Source organism: Nonomuraea sp. NPDC049486 (genome assembly GCF_040676925.1).
Taxonomy (GTDB): Bacteria; Actinomycetota; Actinomycetes; order Streptosporangiales; family Streptosporangiaceae; genus Nonomuraea; species Nonomuraea ferruginea.
In genome coordinates, this window is sequence record NZ_JBFAPV010000001.1 from 1,004,298 (window position 1) to 1,022,462 (window position 18,165).

At 71.7% G+C, this 18,165-nt stretch carries 15 protein-coding genes; 7 read left to right on the forward strand and 8 right to left on the reverse strand.

Going from position 1 to position 18,165, the window contains the following annotated elements; translation table 11 throughout:
* Positions 1-113 precede the first annotated feature (113 nt).
* The 7 genes from AB0K05_RS04730 (at position 114) to AB0K05_RS04760 (ending at position 8,047) form a co-directional block, all read left to right on the forward strand.
* Positions 114-1,547, forward strand: coding sequence for a gamma-aminobutyraldehyde dehydrogenase (locus tag AB0K05_RS04730; protein WP_148033741.1), 1,434 nt, complete (start codon positions 114-116; stop codon positions 1,545-1,547).
* A 45-nt stretch (positions 1,548-1,592) separates the two neighbouring features.
* Positions 1,593-2,684, forward strand: coding sequence for an ABC transporter ATP-binding protein (locus AB0K05_RS04735; RefSeq protein WP_148033740.1), 1,092 nt, complete (start codon positions 1,593-1,595; stop codon positions 2,682-2,684).
* A 9-nt stretch (positions 2,685-2,693) separates the two neighbouring features.
* Positions 2,694-3,923 carry a spermidine/putrescine ABC transporter substrate-binding protein gene (locus AB0K05_RS04740; RefSeq protein WP_148033739.1) on the forward strand — a complete coding sequence of 410 codons (1,230 nt, stop codon included), beginning with the start codon at positions 2,694-2,696 and terminating at the stop codon, positions 3,921-3,923.
* 3 nt (positions 3,924-3,926) lie between these two features.
* Positions 3,927-4,778 (forward strand): ABC transporter permease, encoded by an 852-nt coding sequence (locus AB0K05_RS04745; protein ID WP_219549296.1) that lies wholly within the window; start codon positions 3,927-3,929, stop codon positions 4,776-4,778.
* Complete coding sequence (locus AB0K05_RS04750) at positions 4,775-5,566, forward strand: ABC transporter permease (protein WP_271274973.1); 792 nt, start codon at positions 4,775-4,777, stop codon at positions 5,564-5,566. Before AB0K05_RS04745 ends, AB0K05_RS04750 begins: the two co-directional genes overlap by 4 nt.
* 158 nt (positions 5,567-5,724) lie before the next feature.
* A complete protein-coding gene (locus AB0K05_RS04755) occupies positions 5,725-7,119 on the forward strand; it encodes an FAD-dependent oxidoreductase (RefSeq protein WP_148034870.1) in 1,395 nt (464 codons plus the stop codon).
* Between the two features lie 55 nt (positions 7,120-7,174).
* Entirely contained in the window at positions 7,175-8,047 is an 873-nt protein-coding gene (locus AB0K05_RS04760; RefSeq protein WP_364226665.1) for an alpha/beta hydrolase, read from the forward strand.
* Positions 8,048-8,067: 20 nt separating this feature from the next.
* Here the strand turns inward: AB0K05_RS04760 and AB0K05_RS04765 are convergent, their stop codons facing one another.
* Genes AB0K05_RS04765 through AB0K05_RS04800 form a run of 8 tightly spaced genes read right to left on the reverse strand, consistent with a single transcriptional unit; the run spans position 8,068 to position 18,059 of the window.
* On the reverse strand, positions 8,068-9,576 hold the full coding sequence (locus AB0K05_RS04765) for an MFS transporter (protein ID WP_148033735.1): 1,509 nt from the start codon (positions 9,574-9,576) through the stop codon (positions 8,068-8,070).
* A gap of 35 nt (positions 9,577-9,611) precedes the next feature.
* Positions 9,612-13,109: a BTAD domain-containing putative transcriptional regulator gene (locus AB0K05_RS04770; RefSeq protein ID WP_364226669.1), complete on the reverse strand. Its 3,498-nt coding sequence runs from the start codon at positions 13,107-13,109 to the stop codon at positions 9,612-9,614.
* An 8-nt stretch (positions 13,110-13,117) separates the two neighbouring features.
* Positions 13,118-13,879 (reverse strand): isocitrate lyase/phosphoenolpyruvate mutase family protein, encoded by a 762-nt coding sequence (locus AB0K05_RS04775; RefSeq protein WP_271279388.1) that lies wholly within the window; start codon positions 13,877-13,879, stop codon positions 13,118-13,120.
* The gene (locus tag AB0K05_RS04780; RefSeq protein WP_271279387.1) at positions 13,876-14,613 is read right to left on the reverse strand and encodes a hypothetical protein; all 738 of its coding nucleotides are present in this window, start codon (positions 14,611-14,613) and stop codon (positions 13,876-13,878) included. The genes AB0K05_RS04775 and AB0K05_RS04780 overlap by 4 nt, the downstream gene beginning before the upstream one ends.
* Before the next feature lie 46 nt (positions 14,614-14,659).
* Positions 14,660-15,313, reverse strand: coding sequence for a DUF998 domain-containing protein (locus tag AB0K05_RS04785; protein ID WP_219549286.1), 654 nt, complete (start codon positions 15,311-15,313; stop codon positions 14,660-14,662).
* Positions 15,310-16,518 (reverse strand): glycosyltransferase, encoded by a 1,209-nt coding sequence (locus AB0K05_RS04790; RefSeq protein WP_271279390.1) that lies wholly within the window; start codon positions 16,516-16,518, stop codon positions 15,310-15,312. The genes AB0K05_RS04785 and AB0K05_RS04790 overlap by 4 nt, the downstream gene beginning before the upstream one ends.
* A 31-nt stretch (positions 16,519-16,549) precedes the next feature.
* A complete protein-coding gene (locus tag AB0K05_RS04795) occupies positions 16,550-17,374 on the reverse strand; it encodes a DMT family transporter (RefSeq protein WP_187281338.1) in 825 nt (274 codons plus the stop codon).
* Positions 17,375-17,411: 37 nt separating this feature from the next.
* On the reverse strand, positions 17,412-18,059 hold the full coding sequence (locus AB0K05_RS04800; protein ID WP_261808784.1) for a DedA family protein: 648 nt from the start codon (positions 18,057-18,059) through the stop codon (positions 17,412-17,414).
* Positions 18,060-18,165 lie beyond the last annotated feature (106 nt).

Genomic DNA, 18,165 nt, shown 5'->3' on the forward strand with positions numbered 1-18,165 from the left:
CAATTTGATATCTTCACCACGAAATCCCTTGTTCAGATGCGGTTACTCTGTAAGAGTCGCGGCATCTCGCCCACCTGCGACATCAGTAAGCCATCTCACCAGGAGGTCATCCCTTGACCGTCCGTCTCCAGAACTTCGTCAACGGTGAGTTCGTGGACGCCAAGAGCGGCCGATTCTCCGACGTCATCGATCCTTGCACCGGCGAGGCCTACCTCCAGGCCCCGATCTCCGGCCCCGAGGACGTGGACGCCGCCTACGCGGCGGCCGCCGCCGCGTTCGAGTCGTGGGGCGCCACCACGCCGGGAGAGCGGTCGAACCTGCTGCTCAAGGTCGCCGACGCCATCGAGGCGCGGGCCGACGAGATCAACGAGGCGGAGTGCCGCAACACCGGCAAGCCGCGCGCCCGCATGGCCGAGGACGAGACGCCGGTGGCGGCCGACCACTTCCGCTTCTTCGCCGGTGCCGCCCGCACGCTCGAGGGCCCGACGGCCGGGGAGTTCCTCGCCGACCACACCAGCGTCATCAGGCACGAGCCGATCGGCGTGATCGGCCAGGTCACGCCGTGGAACTACCCGGTGATGATGGCGGTGTGGAAGATCGCCCCCGCGCTCGCGGCCGGCAACACCGTGGTGCTCAAGCCGTCCGACACCACCCCGGTCGCCACGCTCAAGCTCGCCGAGATCGTCGGCAGCGTGCTCCCGCCCGGCGTCTTCAACGTCATCACCGGCGACCGCGAGACCGGCGCCACGGTGGTGAGCCACCCGACCGCCGCGATGGTGGCGATCACCGGGTCGGTCGGCGCGGGCATGTCGGTGGCCAGGAGCGCGGCCGACGACCTGAAGCGGGTCCACCTGGAGCTCGGCGGCAAGGCCCCTGTCGTGATCTTCGAGGACGTGAAGGACCTGCGCAAGGCGGCCGAGGACATCGCCGTGGCCGGCTTCTACAACGCGGGCCAGGACTGCACCGCCGCCTGCCGGGTGCTCGTCCACGAGAGCGTGCACGACGAGTTCGTGGCCGCGCTGGCCGAGGCCGCCGCCGCCACGGTGACCGGCGACCTGTCCAACGAGGACGCGCTGTACGGCCCGCTCAACAACGAGACCCAGCTCGCCCGGGTGCAGGGCTTCATCGACCGCGTCCCCGCGCACGCCAAGGTGCTCACCGGCGGGCAGCGGGTCGGCGACCGGGGCTACTTCTTCGCCCCCACCGTCGTCGACGGCCTCAAGCAGGACGACGAGATGGTGCAGAACGAGGTGTTCGGCCCGGTCATCACCGTCCAGACGTTCACCGACGAGGCCGATGCGCTGGCCAAGGCCAACGACGTCAGGTACGGGCTCAGCAGCTCCGTGTGGACCTCCGACCACGGCCGCGCGATGCGGATGTCGAACAAGCTCGACTTCGGCGTGGTCTGGGTCAACACCCACATCCCGTTCGTCTCGGAGATGCCGCACGGCGGCTTCAAGCACTCCGGGTACGGCAAGGACCTGTCGGTGTTCGGCCTGCATGACTACACCAGGGTCAAGCACGTCATGCACTTCATCGGCGAATAGCCCGAAAAATCACGGTAAAGCACGCACAAAGGGAATCCCCCCGACATGGCCGATCAGAGTCCGATCGACACTCCAACTGACCGTGCGATCGAGCTGGAGGACGTCCTCAAGGAGTACGTCTCGCATGGCGAGGTCGTCCAGGCGGTCAAAGGCGTGACGCTGGACATCGCCGAGGGGGAGTTCTTCTCCCTCCTCGGCCCGTCCGGTTGCGGCAAGACCACCACCATGCGCATGATCGCCGGGTTCGAGGAGCCGTCGAAGGGCGTGATCCGGCTGCACGGCCGGGACGTCACCGACGTCCCGCCGAACAAGCGCGACGTGAACATGGTCTTCCAGTCCTATGCCCTGTTCCCGCACATGAGCGTGTGGGACAACGTGGCCTTCGGGCTGAAGCAGAAGAAGACGTCGCGCGAGGAGATCAAGCGGCGGGTCGGCGAGATGCTGGAGATCGTCGACCTGACCGGCCGCGAGAAGCGCCGCCCGCGCGAGATGTCCGGCGGCCAGCAGCAGCGCGTCGCGCTGGCCCGCGCGCTGGTCAACCGGCCGCGCGCGCTCCTGCTCGACGAGCCGCTCGGCGCGCTCGACCTCAAGCTCAGGCAGGCCATGCAGCTGGAGCTCAAGCGCATCCAGCGCGAGGTCGGCATCACGTTCGTGTACGTGACGCACGACCAGAACGAGGCGCTGACCATGAGCGACAGGATCGCCGTCATGAAGGACGGGCTAATCGAGCAGCTCGCCGGGCCGCGCGAGATCTACGAGCGGCCGGCGACCACCTTCGTGGCCGGCTTCATCGGCACCTCCAACCTGCTGACGGGCACCGCCACCGGCGGCGTGCTGAAGGTCGGCGAGGGCCGGGTGCTGGTGCCCGGCAAGGAGGGCGAGGTGTCGGTGACCGTACGGCCCGAGAAGATCACCCTCGCCAAGCAGGAGCCCTCGGGTGACGTGAGCGCCCTGCCCGGAACCGTCTCCGAGGTCGTCTACCTCGGGACCTACAACAGCTACGCCGTGCGGATCGCCGACGGGGACGAGATCACGGTGTTCGAGCAGAACGCGCACGACGCGACGGTCACGGCGGAGCGGGGCGACTCCGTCTGGCTGTCGTGGCAGGCGCAGCACTCATATGTGATGGGAAGTTGATAGCACGTCATGAACCGCCTGCATTCCCCCGCCCTGTACCGGGGCATGACCCAGCCCCGCACCCGCCGTGACGTCTTCCGGCTGGCCGGCCTGTCCGCCGCCGGGCTGGCCCTGGCCGCCTGTGGCGTCCAGGGGCAGAAGGCCGCTCCGCCGAAGGCCGACGCCGTCGCCGACTACTGGGCGAGCCAGAAGAAGAACGGCAAGGTCGTCTTCGCCAACTGGCCCGAGTACATGCCCGAGGACCACGGCCCGCTGAAGAAGTTCCAGCAGGAAACCGGGATCTCCTACGAGTACAAGGAGGTCATCAACGAGAACACGGAGTTCTTCGGCAAGGCCGACCCCGTGCTCCGCGCCGGCCAGCCGCTCGGCTACGACATCGTCGTCATGACCAACGGCATCCAGCTCCAGCACATGTTCGAGCTGGGCTACGCGGTCACGCTGGACCAGTCGAAGATGACGAACTTCCAGGCCAACGCCGCCGAGGCGTACAAGAACCGCGCCTACGACCCGGGCAACAAGTACACGATGCCGTTCGCCTCCGGGTTCACCGGGATCGCGTACAACACCAAGTACGTCAAGGACGACATCACGAGCATCCAGGCGATGTTCGACGCCAAGTACGAGGGCCGGGTCGGCATGATGGCCGACGCCCAGGAGATCGCCAACTTCGGCATGATCGCCCTCGGCGTCGACCCGGAGAAGTCGACCGAGGACGACTGGAAGAAGGCCGGGGAGAAGCTCCAGGCGCAGCGTGACGCCGGGATCGTGCGCAAGTACTACAACCAGGACTACATCGACGCCCTGTCCCGTGGTGACATCTGGGTGTCGATGGCCTGGTCCGGCGACGTCTTCCAGCGGCAGCTCGCGGGCGAGCCGGTCAAGTTCGTGATCCCCGAAGAGGGCGGCACGATCTGGACCGACAACATGCTCATCCCGAAGGGCGCGGCCAACCCGGTCGACGCCATGATGCTGATGGACTTCCTCTACAAGCCGGAGATCGCCGCCGAGCTTGACGAGTTCATCCAGTTCGTCACCCCGGTGCCGGCCGTCCAGGAGCTGCTGCGCGAGAAGGCCGCGAGCGCGTCGGGCGACGACAAGAAGGCCCTGCTCGACATGGCCGAGAGCCCGCTGATGTTCCCGACCGAGGCCGACTACGCCAAGCTCCACAGCTACACGCCGCTCACCACGGCCCAGGAGCAGGTGTTCAACCCGATCTTCCAGTCCGTCACCCAGGCGTAGGCCATGAGGCGTCTCACCCCCTACCTGCTCGCGCTGCCGAGCTGGATGTGGCTGGCGATCTTCCTGGTGGTGCCGCTGGCGGCGATGGCGTCGGTGTCGCTGCAGACCGGGAACGTGATCGACGGCTTCGTCATGACGTTCAGCTTCGGCAACTACGGCGACGCCCTCGGCACCTACAGCACCCAGCTGGTCCGCTCGCTGGGCTACGGCGCGACGGCGACGGCGGCCATGCTGGTGATCGGCTACCCGGTCGCCTACTGGATCGCCTTCAAGGGCGGCAGCCGCAAGTCGGTCTACCTGTTCCTGCTGCTGCTGCCGTTCTTCGTGTCGTTCGTGCTGCGGACGATCTCGTGGGGCTTCCTGCTGGCCGACGACGGCATCGTGCTCGGCACGCTGAAGAGCTGGGGGGTGCTGTCCGCCGACTTCCACGTGCTGGCCACCTCGTTCGCGGTGATCGCGGGCCTGACGTACAACTGGCTGCCGTTCATGATCCTGCCGATCTACGTGTCGCTGGAGCGGGTGGACCCGCGCCTGGTGGAGGCCGCGCAGGACCTGTACGCGACGCGCGGCACCGCCTTCCGCAAGGTGGTGCTGCCGCTGTCGCTGCCGGGCGTGTTCGCCGGGGTGCTGATGACGTTCGTGCCGGCCACGGCCGACCCGGTCAACGCCCAGGTGCTCGGCGGCACGGGCAACACCATGATCGGCAACATCATCCAGACCGAGTACCTGGTCAACAACGACTACCCGACGGCCTCGGCGCTGTCGTTCACGCTGATGGCGGTGCTGCTCGTGGGCATCTTCGTGTACGCCAGGGTGCTCGGCACCGAGAACGTCCTAGAGGCGGCGGCCCGATGAGGGGGGTCCGCGGGAGGTTCGGCGACCGGCTGCTGCACGCCTACACCTGGCTGATCATCCTGTGGCTGGTCGCGCCGATCGCCGTCATGATCGCGTTCGGCTTCAACGACAAGCAGAGCAAGTCGAACGCGACCTGGCAGGGCTTCACGCTCAAGTGGTACGGGGAGCTCTTCGCGATCCCCGACCTGAGCGACGCGCTGGTCAACTCGCTGCTCATCGCGGTGGCCAGCACGATCGTCACCGTGGTCATCGGCACCATGCTCGGGCTGGCCCTGGGCCGCCACCGGTTCCGCGGCCAGGGCGCGACGAACTTCCTGGTGTTCGCCGCGATCTCCACGCCCGAGCTGGTCATGGGCGCCTCGCTGCTGTCGCTGTTCGTCTCGGCGAACGTGCCGAGGAACCAGATCACGATCACGATCGCGCACGTGCTGTTCTCGCTGGCGTTCGTGACCGTGACCGTGCGGGCCCGGGTGGTGAGCCTCGACCCGTCGCTCGAAGAGGCGGCCAAGGACCTCGGGGCGGGGCCGTGGGCCACGTTCCGGCAGGTCACGCTGCCGTCCATCATGCCCGGCGTGCTGGCCGGGGCGATGCTGGCCTTCGCGCTGTCCATCGACGACTATGTGGTGACGAGCTTCGTCAACGGCTCCGAGCTCACCTTCCCGCTGTGGATCATCGCCTCGGTGAAGACGGGCATCCCGCCGCAGGTGAACGTCATGGGTACGCTGATCTTCGGCGTGGGCGTACTGATCGCGGTCGTCAACGCGGTCGCGGCCCGGCGCCGTACCTGAAAGACCTCAGCCCCCCGCGGACCGCGCGGGGGGTTTCGACGCTGCCGGCAAAGAACAGGGAGGCGAGATCGGATTCCGGCGGGGGGAACCCGCGCGTGATCACCGTTTTGGTCCCGCAATTTTCGACTTTTGACATACACCGTAGGGAAGTGGGATTTGTGGATCCGCTGAAGGCGCTGGCTGACGCGGAGCGCAAGCCGTACTGGCTGGACAGCCCGGCCAGACCCGAGCCGCGACCGCGGCTCTCCGGACACACCACCGCCGACCTGGTCGTCGTCGGCGGCGGTTTCTCGGGCCTGTGGACGGCCCTGATGGCCAAGGAACGCGACCCCTCGCTGGACGTGGTGCTGCTGGAGGGGCGCAGGATCGGCTGGGCGGCCTCCGGCCGCAACGGCGGGTTCTGCCTGGCGACCCTCACGCACGGACTGCCCAACGGGCTGGAGCGCTGGCCGGACGAGATCGAGCGGCTGGAACGCATGGGCGTGGAGAACCTCGACGAGATCGAGGCGACGCTGCGGCGCCACGACATCGACTGCTCCTTCGAGCGCACCGGCGAGCTGAACGTCGCCACCGAGCAGTGGCAGCTCGACGCCCTGTACGAGCACCTCGACCTGATCGAGGAGCTCCGGCTGGACTACGTGCCGCTGGACCGGGAGCAGATCCGCGCCGAGATCGACTCGCCCACCTACCTGGGCGGGCTCTGGGACCGCAGCGGCTGCGCCATGCTCGACCCCGCCCGGCTGGCGTGGGGGCTGCGCGAGGCGTGCGTGCGGCTCGGGGTGCGGGTGCACGAACGCAGCCCGGTGCGCTCACTGGACGACGACGGCGCCTCGATCACCCTGCGCACCCCGCACGGCTCGGTCACCGCCGGCAGGGTCGCGCTCGGCACCGGGGTGTTCTCGCCGCTGCTGCGCCGGCTCAAGCACTTCGTGGTGCCGGTGTACGACTACGCGCTGATGACCGAGCCGCTCAGCGACGCCCAGCTCGGCGAGATCGGGTGGCGCAACCGGCAGGGCGTGGGCGACGGCGCCAACCAGTTCCACTACTACCGGCTCACCGACGACAACCGCATCCTGTGGGGCGGCTACGACGCCGTCTACTACAACGGCGGCCTGGTCAAGCCGGAGTACGAGCAGCGCGACGAGACCTTCGTCAAGCTGGCAGGCCACTTCTACGACACCTTCCCGCAGCTGTCCGACGTGCGCTTCACCCACCGGTGGGGCGGCGTGATCGACACCTGCAGCAGGTTCAGCGCGTTCTACGGGCAGGCGCACGGCGGGCGCCTGGCCTACGCGGTCGGCTACACCGGCATGGGCGTCGGCGCCACCCGGTTCGGCGCGAACGTCATGCTGGACCTGCTGTCGGGGCAGCGCACCGAGCGCACCGAGCTGCGCATGGTGCGGGAGAAGCCGATGCCGTTCCCGCCCGAGCCGGTCCGCTCGGGCGTCATCCAGTTCACCCGCTGGTCGATCGCCAAGGCCGACGAGCACCAGGGCAAGCGCAACCTGTGGCTGCGCACGCTGGACCGGATGGGGCTGGGCTTCGACTCCTAGCGGCACGGGCCCGCGGCCGGCCCGGCCGCGGGCCCCTTCCCGCCACACTGGAGAGATGAGAATCGAATTCACCGCCGACGGCGTGCCGCTGGTGGGAGAGCTGCGGGTGCCCGACAGTACGGAGCCGTGCCCGGCCCTGGTCCTGACCGGCCCGTTCACCGGCGTGCGCGACCAGGTGACCGGGCTGTACGCGGAGCGGCTGGCCGCCCGAGGATTCGTCACCCTGGCCTTCGACCACCGCAACTGGGGCGAGTCGGGCGGCGAGCCGCGCTGCCACGAGGACCCGCAGGGCAAGCTGCACGACCTGCGCGCGGCGGTGTCGTTCCTGCGCTCGCGGCCGGAGGCCGACGGGGAGCGGATCGGCGCCGTCGGCATCTGCCTGGGCGGCGGCTACGCGCTCAAGTTCGCCGCGTTCGACCCCCGGGTGAAGGCGTTCGCCGGGATCGCGGGCGCGTACAACAACCCGTACACGATGCGCGCCGGCATGGACTACCAGGCGGCCCTGGCCTCCTTCACCGCCGTGCTGGAGCGGCAGGACCAGGGCGGGCCGGTGGCGTACATCCCGGCGGTGGCCGAGGAGGGGGAGGCCGCCATGCCCGGCGCGGAGCCCTACGCCTACTACGGCACCGCCCGCTCGGCCTCCGCCCACTGGGCCAACCGGGTGACCAGCGCGAGCGTGCGCGAACTGATCACGATGGACAACATGATGGGCGCCGACTTCCTGTCGCCCAAACCGGCGCTCCTCGTGCACGGCGTGGCCGACCGGTTCTGCTCGCCCGAAGGCGCCGAGGAGGCGTTCAAGCGGCTGGACGAGCCGAAGAAGCTGGTCTGGCTGGACGCCAGGGAGCACATCGACCTGTACGACCGCGAGCCGTACGTGACGCAGGCCGTCGAGGCGACGGCGGAGTTCCTGCACGCGCATCTCTAGCCGGGCCGGCGTCCGAGGGCTCAGTGCGCGCGTACGAGATCCTCCTCCGGGATGACCTTGGGCACGCCGCGGAGCCCCACCAGCGCGAGCGCCGCCACGACCACCAGCATCGCCGACGTGGCGAGCGCGGTGACGTTCACCGCCTGCACGAACGCCTCCCGCGCCGCCAGCACGAGCTGACCCGCCTGCGCGGCGGGCAGCGACTCGGCCGTGGCCAGCGCCCCGGCGATCGACTCGCGCGCCGCCTCGCCCGGCACCCCGGCGGGCACCTCCAGGCGGCCGGCATAGGTGCTGTTCAGCACCGTGCCCAGGATCGCGATGCCGAGCGCGCCGCCCAGCTCGAACGAGGTCTCCGAGACCGCCGCCGCGGCGCCCGCCCGCTCCCTCGGCGCGGTGGCCAGCACGTTGTCGTTGTTGACGGTGAACGCCAGCCCGATGCCCATGCCGCCCACCACCATGGCGCACGCCATGACCGGGTAGCTGACCTCCAGGCCGATCGTGGAGTAGTAGAAGAACGCCACCGCGTTCAACAGCAGGCCGAGCGCCACCACCCCGTTCCTGCCGATGCGGTTCACCAGCGGGGCGGCCACCACGCCGCCGATCGCGCCGCTCAGCCCACCCGGCAGGCCCGCGAGCCCCGCCTGCAGCGGCGACCAGCCCAGCACGAGCTGGAAGTACCAGGCGAAGAACAGCGACATGGCCATCATCGTGAAGATCGCCAGCAGGTTGGTGCCGATCGACGCGGAGAACGCGCGCCGCCTGAACAGCCGCACGTCGATCAGCGGCTCGGCCAGCTTCGTCTGCCGCCAGACGAACACCAGCAGCCCGGCCACCCCGAGCACCCCGGTGACCTGCACGTCCACGTGCGCCAGGCCCTTGTCGGCCGCTTCCTTGACCGCGTAGACGACGGCCACGATGCCGGCGAACGACAGCGCCACGCTGATCAGGTCGATGCGCCCCGGCTCCGGGTTGCGCGACTCGGGCAGCACCCGTACGCCGACGACGACGATCAACGCCATGATCGGCAGGTTGATCAGGAACACCGAACCCCACCAGAAGTGGTCCAGCAGCAGCCCGCCGATCACCGGGCCGAGCGCGAACCCGGCCGCGCTCATCCCGCTCCAGACGCCGATGGCGGTGGTGCGCTCGGCCGGGTCGGTGAACACGTTCCTGATGATCGAGAGCGTGGACGGCATGATCGTCGCGCCCGCCACGCCCAGCAGCGCCCGCGCCACGATGAGCAGCTCGGGGTTCGGCGCGTACGCGGTCACGGCGGAGGCCGCGGCGAACGCGACCGCGCCGATCAGCAGCAGGCGCTTGCGGCCGATCCGGTCGCCCACGTTGCCCATCGTGATGAGCAGGCCCGCCAGCGCGAACCCGTAGATGTCGCCGATCCACAGCAGCTGCGTCGAGGAGGCGCCGAGGTCGGCGACCAGCCGTGGCAGGGCGAGGTGCAGGACCGTGAGGTCCACGGACAGGAGGAGGGTGGCCAGGCAGCAGATCGCGAGTCCGGCCCATTTCTTCGTCATGCGGACCACGGTCGCGCCCGGCGCTGACCGCGTGCCTACCGTCCGCTGACCGCCGCCAGCGCGGCGGCGATCCGCTCCCTCAGGTCGTTCACGCTGTACCAGCCCGCCGGGCACTCCTCGCGGGCCCGCTCCAGCCACGTGCGGGCGGCGGCCAGGTCGCCCACCGCCAGCGCCACCTCGCCCAGCCCGCAGTGCGCCCTGGCCAGGATGTCGGTCGAGCCGACGCGGCGGGACAGCTCCGCCGCCCTCTCGTAGTCGGCACGCGCCCGCTCCGGATCGCCGGTACGGGCCAGCGCGTCGGCGCACCGGCACAGGCTCTCCGCGACGTCGGCCAGCGCGCCCAGTTGCCGCGCGACCTCCATCGCCTCCTTCGCCCTGGCCAGCGTGGTCACGTGGTCCTCCTGCTCGGCGGCCAGGTCGGCGAGGCCGGACAGCGCCAGCATGGTGCCCCAGCGCTCACCCATGGCGCGGAAGGCGGCCAGCGACCGCTCGAACTCCGCTCCGGCCCTTTCCGGCTCGCCCGACTCCTGCAGCATGAACCCGTACCCGCACCCGGTGAGCGCGGTGGACCACGGCGACATCGGCACCGACGCGGTCATCGCGCGCAGTTGCGAAGGCGTGGCCACCCCTTCCGGCGGGCCGGTGAACATGGCCAGCAGCAAGGTCAGGAACTCCAGCTTCGCCGGCATGTAGTCCGTCGGCAGGGAAGGACGCAGCCCTTCGAGCCGCTCGGCCAGCCAGTCATCGCCCACGCCGGTCCAGGCCGCGACGAGCACGCACATGGCGTACTCCTCCTTCAGGCCATCCGGCGCGGCGTCGCCGACGCGTTCCAGCAGCTCGGCGGCGAGAGTCGCGCTGACCGTCCGGTGGCCGCGCATCCACCAGTAGCAGGCGCAGTAGGCCAGCAGCCGCAGCGCCGTCTCCAGCCGGCCCGACTCGGTCGCCCAGCGCACGGCGGCGTTGAGGTCGTCGCTCTCCGCATCCAGGCGGGCGAGCCACTCCAACTGCTCGGCGCGGCGCAGGTGGTCGTCGGCGGTGATCGCGAGATCCAGGTAGTAGGCGGCGTGCGCCTCCCGCATCGTCTCGGCCTCGCCCGCCTCCGCCAGCCGCTCGGCGCAGAACGCGCGGATGGTCTCCAGCATCCGGTAGCGGCCGTCGACGGCCTCCACCAGCGACTTCTCCGCCAGCGAGAACAGCACCTCCTCGGGCAGCCCGCACACCCGCTCGGCCGCCTCCGCCGTCGCGCCGCCCGCGAACACCGTCAGCCGTCCGGCCATCCGCTGCTCGTCCTCGTCCAGCAGGTCCCAGCTCCACGCCACCACCGCGCGCAGCGTCTGGTGGCGCGGCAGCGCCGTCCTGCTGCCGCGCGCCAGCAGCCGGAACCGGTCGTCCAGCCGCGCCGCCACCTCCGCCACCGACAGCGTGCGCAGCCGGGCCGCCGCCAGCTCGATCGCCAGCGGCAGGCCGTCCAGGGCGTGGCAGATGCGGACCACCTGCTCGACGTTCTCGGGGGTGACCGCGAACGCGGGCCGCACCGCCGCCGCCCGGTCGGCGAACAGCCGCACCGCCGGGTAGCCGAGCGGGTCCCGCGCGTCGGGCGGCGGCAGCCGCAGCGGCGACACCGGCACCAGCGACTCGCCGGTGATGCCCAGCGCCTCCCTGCTCGTGGCCAGCACCCGCAGCCCCGGGCAGGACCCGAGCAGCGTGTCGGCCAGCCTCGCGGCCGCCTCGACCACGTGCTCGCTGTTGTCCAGGATGAGCAGCAGCTCCCGGCCGGCGAGCGCGGTCACCAGCCGCTCCACCGGCTCCGGCAGCTCCAGCCCGTGCCGGTCCCGGATCCCCAGCGCGGCCAGCACCGCCGGGGCCACCTCTGCATCCGCCGTCACCGGGGCAAGCTGAACCAGGCACACGTCCCCATCGGCCCGCTCCGCCACCTCCAGCGCCAGCCTCGTCTTCCCCGCCCCTCCGGCCCCCACCAACGTCACCAACCTGGACGCCGCCAGCTCCCTGCTGACCTGCCGCAGCTCCTCCCCCCTCCCCACAAAACTGCTCAGCTGCGCCCGCACCCCCACCTTGACCCCAGCCCCACCCGACCACGCCCCCCGCGAGGCGCCCCCACCCACGTCAGCGGCACCACCACCCGGACCGCCCCAGCCCCGGCCACCATCGGAGCCGTCCAGGCTCTCCCACGGGCCGCCCCCACCGCGCCCGGCTCCGCCCCCACCGCGCCCGGCTCCGCCCTCACCGCGCTCGGCTCCGCGCCCGTCCAGCTGGGTGAAGCGGACGTCGTCTCCCCGGTCGGCTGCGGGACGCGCCGTATCGGGCCGGTGCTCGCGGTGAGTGCCACCGCTTCGGTCGTGCTGGACGCTGGCGTAAGGGGTTTCCCATAGGCCGCTTCCGGCGCTTTCGGCTTCGCGCGCGTCCGGCTGAGTGGAGCGGCCGTCGTCTCGCTGGTGGGCGGGGGGATATGCCGTGCCGGGCCGGCGCTCGCGGCGGTCGCCGCTCGTGTCGTGATGGGTGCTGGCATGGGAGGTCTCCCAAGGGTCGCTTCCAGCGTGCTGGGCTCCCTGCGTGTCCGCCGTATTGTGCTCGCGGTGCCCGCCGCCGCTCGGAGCGTGATGGGTGCTGGTGTGGGGGGTTTCCCATGGGCCGCTCGCGGTGTGCTGGGGTTCCCGCGCGTCCGCCGTATCGTGATCGCCGCCGGTCTGGGGTTCGCGTGTGTCCGGTTGGGTGTCGTGTGAACGGGGGGTGATGGTCTGCGGACTTGTGGGGGTGAGGGACGGTAGGGGGAGGGTGGCGAGGCCGAGGGCGGGGTCGGCGCGGAGGACCGCCAGGTGGGCCGCCGCGAGCTCGGGCCCCGGCTGGATGCCCAGCTGGTCGTCCAGGATGCGCCGGCCCTCGGCGTACGCGGTCAGGGCCTCCGCCTGGCGGCCGCTCCCGTACAGGGCACGCATGAGCTGGGCGCGCAGCCGCTCGCGGAGCGGATGGTCGGCGACGAGCCGGCGCAGCTCGGCGGCCAGCTCGCGATGCCGGCCCAGCTCCAGATCCGCCTGCGCCCGATCCTCGATCGCCGTGAGGCGCAGCTCGGACAGCCGGGCCGCCGACGCGCCGGCGTGCGGCGCGTCGGCCAGGGGCGCGCCCCGCCACAGCTCCAGCCCTTCGCGCAGCAGCGCCGACGCCCGCCCCGCGTCGCCGGACCCCAGCGCCCGCCGCCCTTCGGCGGCCAGCCACTCGAACCGGCTCGCGTCCACGTCCATCGGATCGGCCACCAGCCGGTAGCCCGCCGGATGGAACTCGACCCGGTCCCGCCCCAGTGCCCTGCGCAGCCGTGACACCTGCGACTGCAGCGCGTTCGCCACCCCCTCGGGCGGCTCCTCCCCGTACAGCCCGTCGACGAGCTGGTCGGCCCCGACCACCCGCCCGGGCTCCAGCGCGAGCAGTGCGAGCAGCGCACGCACCCGGGGACCGCCGACCGGGATCCCGGTCCCGTCGTCACCCAGCACCTCGGTGGGGCCGAGGATCTCGAAGCGCATGCCTCTGATTATCGCGGTCCCGGCAGCATGGCGGTGATGTCCCCATAGCTGGGCATAACGGTCTCCTCCCGCGAACCTGACGGACGCACGGCGGCGAGCGCGGACAGGGCGCCCCACAGGCTCGCCCGGTACAGCAGAGACCCCGTGCTGACCCGCGCCACCCCGGCCCGCGCCAGCTCGTCCAGGCCCGGCCCGCCCGGCTGGTACAGGATGTTGACCGGCAGAGGAGTCAGCTCCACCAGCTCGGCGACGGCGCCCAGGTCGCTCAGCCCCGGCACGAAGATCCCGTCAGCGTGTCCGTACGCCCGAACCCGCTCCGACGGGTCGCCCGTCTTGAGCCAGCACGTGTCGGTACGGGCGTTCACGAACACCCCGTGGCCCTTCGCCGCCTCGATGATCTCCTGGTGCAGGCGGACCGGCCGCAGCGTGCCGTCGGCCCGGCCGTCCTCCAGGTTGACCCCCACGACCCCGGCCGCGGCGAGTCCGGCGACCAGTTCCGCCACCTCGGCGGGGTCGTCGCTGAACCCGCCTTCCACGTCCACGCTGACCATCACCCCGAGGCCGGTGATCGCCCCGGCCAGCGCCACGGTCTCCGCCTTAGTTGCCCCGGCGGCGTCGGGCCTGCCGTGCACGGCGGACACGCCGAGGCTCGTGGTGCCGATCGCGGCGAACCCCTCCCGGGCCAGCATCGCCGCGGACCCGTAGTCCCACGCGTTGGGCAGGAGCAGCGGCTCGCCGCGCCGGTGCAGCGCCCGGAACTCCTCGCTCATCGTCCCAGCACCCCCGCCACGACTCCTTCGGCCAGCGCCATCGCGTGCCGCCGGGCGGGACACGGGCGCACCCCCGCGCCGAACGTGAGGTGGGCTCCGGCGTCCCGGTTGACCTGGACCAGATCGATCCGCACCTCTGCCCCGGTCTCCCGGTCCATCCGCCGCGTCACCTTGAGCGGCGGGTCGAGCCTGAGCGTACGATCCAGCAGCCGCGCCACGGCATCGCCGGGTCCGGCCTGACGCAACGCGTTCCGTACCAGCCCTTCGGTCGCGTCGTGCGCCTGCAGCAGCAACGTGATCAGTGCCACCGACGATCGGACGAGGCCGGCGTCGGCGGCGAGGGTGAGCAGGTCGCGGACGGCCGCGTCGGCCTCCGGGGTCTCCTCGCCGGACAGATAGCCGGGGGCGGCGGCGCGCACGGCTTCCACCAGCCGGCCGGTGTCCAGGACGCCGAGGGCGTGGCCGAGCACTGTCACAGGGACGCCCTCCCAGCGGCCGTCCCGCTCCAGCGTCAGCTTCCTGGCGGCGTCCCGGAGCGCGTCCGGGTCGAGGGCGTCGAGCGACTCCTCCAGCAGCCGCCGGCGCCGCGCGTGCACCTCCCCGGTGCTGAACCGGGAGGCGTGGGAGCGCAGCCAGGCGAGCGTGCCCTCCGGCGCGTCCTGCCTGACGGGAGGCGGGATGTAGCGGGTGTCGGCGAGCACCGCGAGGGCCTCGGCACGGTGGGTGATGACCATGCGTCCACGCTAGATCGGGAACGTTTCGGCCCCGGTCGAAGTGTCGTCAGGCGGCCAGGCGCTCCTGGGGTTCCCCGACGGTCTCGCGGGCGGGGACGGCCACCGCCGCGGGGCGCGCGCCGGCGGCCGCCATGACCACCAGGAGCGCCATGTCCGCGACCACCAGGGCGCGCTCCAGCAGCCCGTAGTAGCCCTCACCGCCGATCCAGCCGGAGGTGAACGAGGCCGGATGCGCCGCCAGGTACACGGCCAGCACCAGCCCGGCGGTCACCGCCAGCGCCCGGACCGCGCTCCACCGGGCGGCCCGTGCCCGCCCGCGCGCGAGCGTCCAGCCCGCCACCGGCAGGGTGGTGAAGACCACGGCCGCCGCCCACCGGTGGATCTCCCCGGTCAGAGACTTGATCTCGCCCGGGTCGGTCGGGAAGACCGCGCTGAGCATCAGCCCGGCGGCCGCGGCCAGCAGCAGCACGCGGGTCGCCGCCGTACGGCGAGGGTCGGACGTGGCGAGCCCGTACGCCAGGCTCAGGCACGCCGCCGCCAGCGCGAGCATCCCCAGTAACGTCGGCGCCATCCCGCCAGGCACCAGGGCGTAGTCGCTGAGCAGCGGCTGGGCGGGCAGCGTCAGCTCGGCGTAGCCGAGGGCGCCGGCGGACGCCAGCGCCGCCGTGACGGTGGCGGCGGTCGCGGCACGTGAGGTCATCGCGTCACCTCGTCATAGATCTGCTCGAACCGGGCGAGAGAGGCCTGGTGGTCGTGGGTGAGCGCGAGCTCGCGGCTGGCCAGGCCGAGCCGGTCGCGCAGGTCGCCGTCGGTCAGGACGGAGGTCAGGTGGCGGGCCAGCGCCAGCACGTCCCCGGGCGGGAACAGGTAGCCGTTGTCGCCGTTCACCAGGTGCGGCAGCGCCATCGCGTCGGCGACCACCACGGGCAGGCCGGTCGCCATCGCCTCCAGGGTGGCGATGCTCTGCAGCTCGGCCACGCTCGGCATGGCGAACACGTCGGCGGCCGCGTACGCCTGCGGCATGTTCTCGTCGGCCACGAACCCGAGGAACGACACGCGCTCCGCCACCCCGATCCGGGCGGCGAGCGTCTCCAGCGTCTCGCGCTGGTTGCCGCTCCCGACGAGCGCGAGCTGGGCGTCGGTCTCGTTCAGCACGTACGGCATCGCCCGGATGAGGTCGGAGAGCCGCTTCTCCTCGTCCAGCCGGCCGACGAACAGCACGGTCGGCCGGTCCGGCAGGCCGAACAGCTTGCGCGCCCACTCCTTCGGCTCGGCGTGCGGGTGGAAGCGGGTCAGGTCGATGCCGCAGGAGACGGCCTCGACGTCGCGGTCGAAGCCCTGCTCGGCCAGGAGCGCGGCGGCCAGCGGGGTGGGCGTGGTGACGTGGTCGGCCTTGCCGAACACCCGGCCGAAGTCGCGCCAGGCCAGCCAGCTCGCGCCCGCCCGCAGCCGGGCGGGGACGTGGCCGAACTGGAAGAGGTTGTCGGGCATGAAGTGGTTGGTGGCCACGACGGGGACGCCGCGGCGGCGGGCGGCGGCCAGGGCGGCCCTGCCGACCACGAAGTGGCCCTGGGTGTGCAGCACGTCGGGGTCGACGGCGGCCATCAGCCGGTCCAGCCGCGCGGGGACCGCGACCCGCATCGTCGGGTGGACGAGCAGCGGCGCCGAGCGCTGCCGGTGCACGATCACGCCGTCGATCACGTCGGCGCCGGCCGGGCCGAGGTCCGACTGGCACACCACGTGCACCTCGTTGCCGCGCGCGGCCAGGCCGGTGGCCAGCCGGTGGGCGAAGTAGGCCGTGCCGTTCACGTCAGGCGGGTACGTGTCGGTCGAGATCATGATGCGCCGGGGGCGTTCGGGTGCGGGGGAGAGACCGGCGTCCCGGTGGGTCCGGTGCAGGGGCATCGCCATGGTGGGTGACTCCTCAGGGTTTCTTCTAGGTGGGGGTTCCGGCCCGGGGAGGCCGGCTTTCCAGCGGGGTCGTACGGGCGAGGGCGACGGTTCCGGCGGCGGCCAGCGCCGCGGCCGCCACGGGCGCGAGGCCGGTGGGGAGCGGCTCGCCGAGCAGCAGCGCGCCGAACGCCACCGCGGTGAGCGGGTCGGCGATCTGCAGGGCGGCGAAGGAGACGCCGAAGTGGCCGACGGAGTAGGCGCGCTGCAGCATCACCAGGGCCAGCAGCGCCGGGACCGGCAGGGCCAGCAGGTAGGCCCAGTTCCAGCCGCCGTCCACCAGCACCCGCACGAGCGTGGCCGTGGCGCCGTACAGCACCCCGGACGCGGTGGCCAGCAGCGCGGCCCGCCACGCGGGGGCGGCCGCCCGCGCGCCCGCCCACAGCAGCACCGCCGCCGCGCCGGAGACGCCGAGCAGGGTGAACAGCTCCCGCGGCTCCAACCGCACCGGCACGTCCGACTCGGGCACCAGCAGGACGAGGCCGACCAGCCCCGCCGCGACCACGGCCGCCGCGCCCAGCTCGGACGTGGACGGCCTGCGGCCGTGCAGGGTCGCCGCGATCGGCAGCGCGAACAACAGGCTGGCCACCCCCATCGGCTGGACCACGGTGAGGGGGCCGAGGCCGAGCGCCACGATGTGCAGCCCGCCGCCGGCCAGGATGGCGGCCCCGCCCAGCAGCCAGCGTGGCCGCCGCAGCAGGGTCAGCATCCCGGGCTTGTCGGTGCCCACCGCCTCGAACTGCTGCAAAGCCGCTCCGAGTGCGAAGAACAGTGAGCCGATCAGGGCGATCACCGCGGCCGGCACCGTCATGCCCCACTCCTTTCAGCTGGATGGTCACCCGGCAGGGTCAAACCGACGTGTCCGAGGGAAGTCGCACGGGGGAAGCGTTGGTGGCGCGCCGCTTCCGCAGCCAGCGGACGGTCTCCACCACGGCCGTGACGGACACGGCGATGCCCAGCCCGAGCAGCAGCCCCTTGATCGGGTCGCGCTCGAACGCCATCCCGCCGAAGAACCCGATCAGCCCCGAGTACAGGCCCCACGAGGCCGCCGCGATCGCGTCGAAGATCGTGAACAGGCGAAGCGGATAGCGGACGGCGCCCATGGTGAGCGTGGTCGCGGTCCGCCCGCCGGGGATGTAACGGGCCACGACCAGCACCAGGCCGCCGCGCTCGGCGAGGGCGTCGCGCGCCCACACCATCGCCTTGCGCTTGCGCAGCCGTCCCCCGCCCTTGAGACCGAGCAGGTAGGAGATGTGGTCGCCGGCGAACGCGCCGAGCGCCGCCACCAGGATCACCAGCGCGAGGTTCGGCTCGCCCGTGGCCGCGAACACCCCGGCGGTGATCACGGAGGTCTCCGCGGGCACGATCGGGAAGAACCCGTCGAGCAGGGAGAGTGTGAACAGCGCGAGGTAGAGCCAGGGCGAGGACATCACCTGCTGGAGGAACTCCAGGACGGCGTGCGACATCAGCGTGAACTCCGATCGATTGGCGCGCACTCTCACCCTGGCGGCGAGAGGTGCCGGCGGACATCGGGGATCTCCCGGGGACGAACGCGGGCTCTTCCCCTACCGGGGTCAGGGCCCGTACGCTCCGAACCTAGGA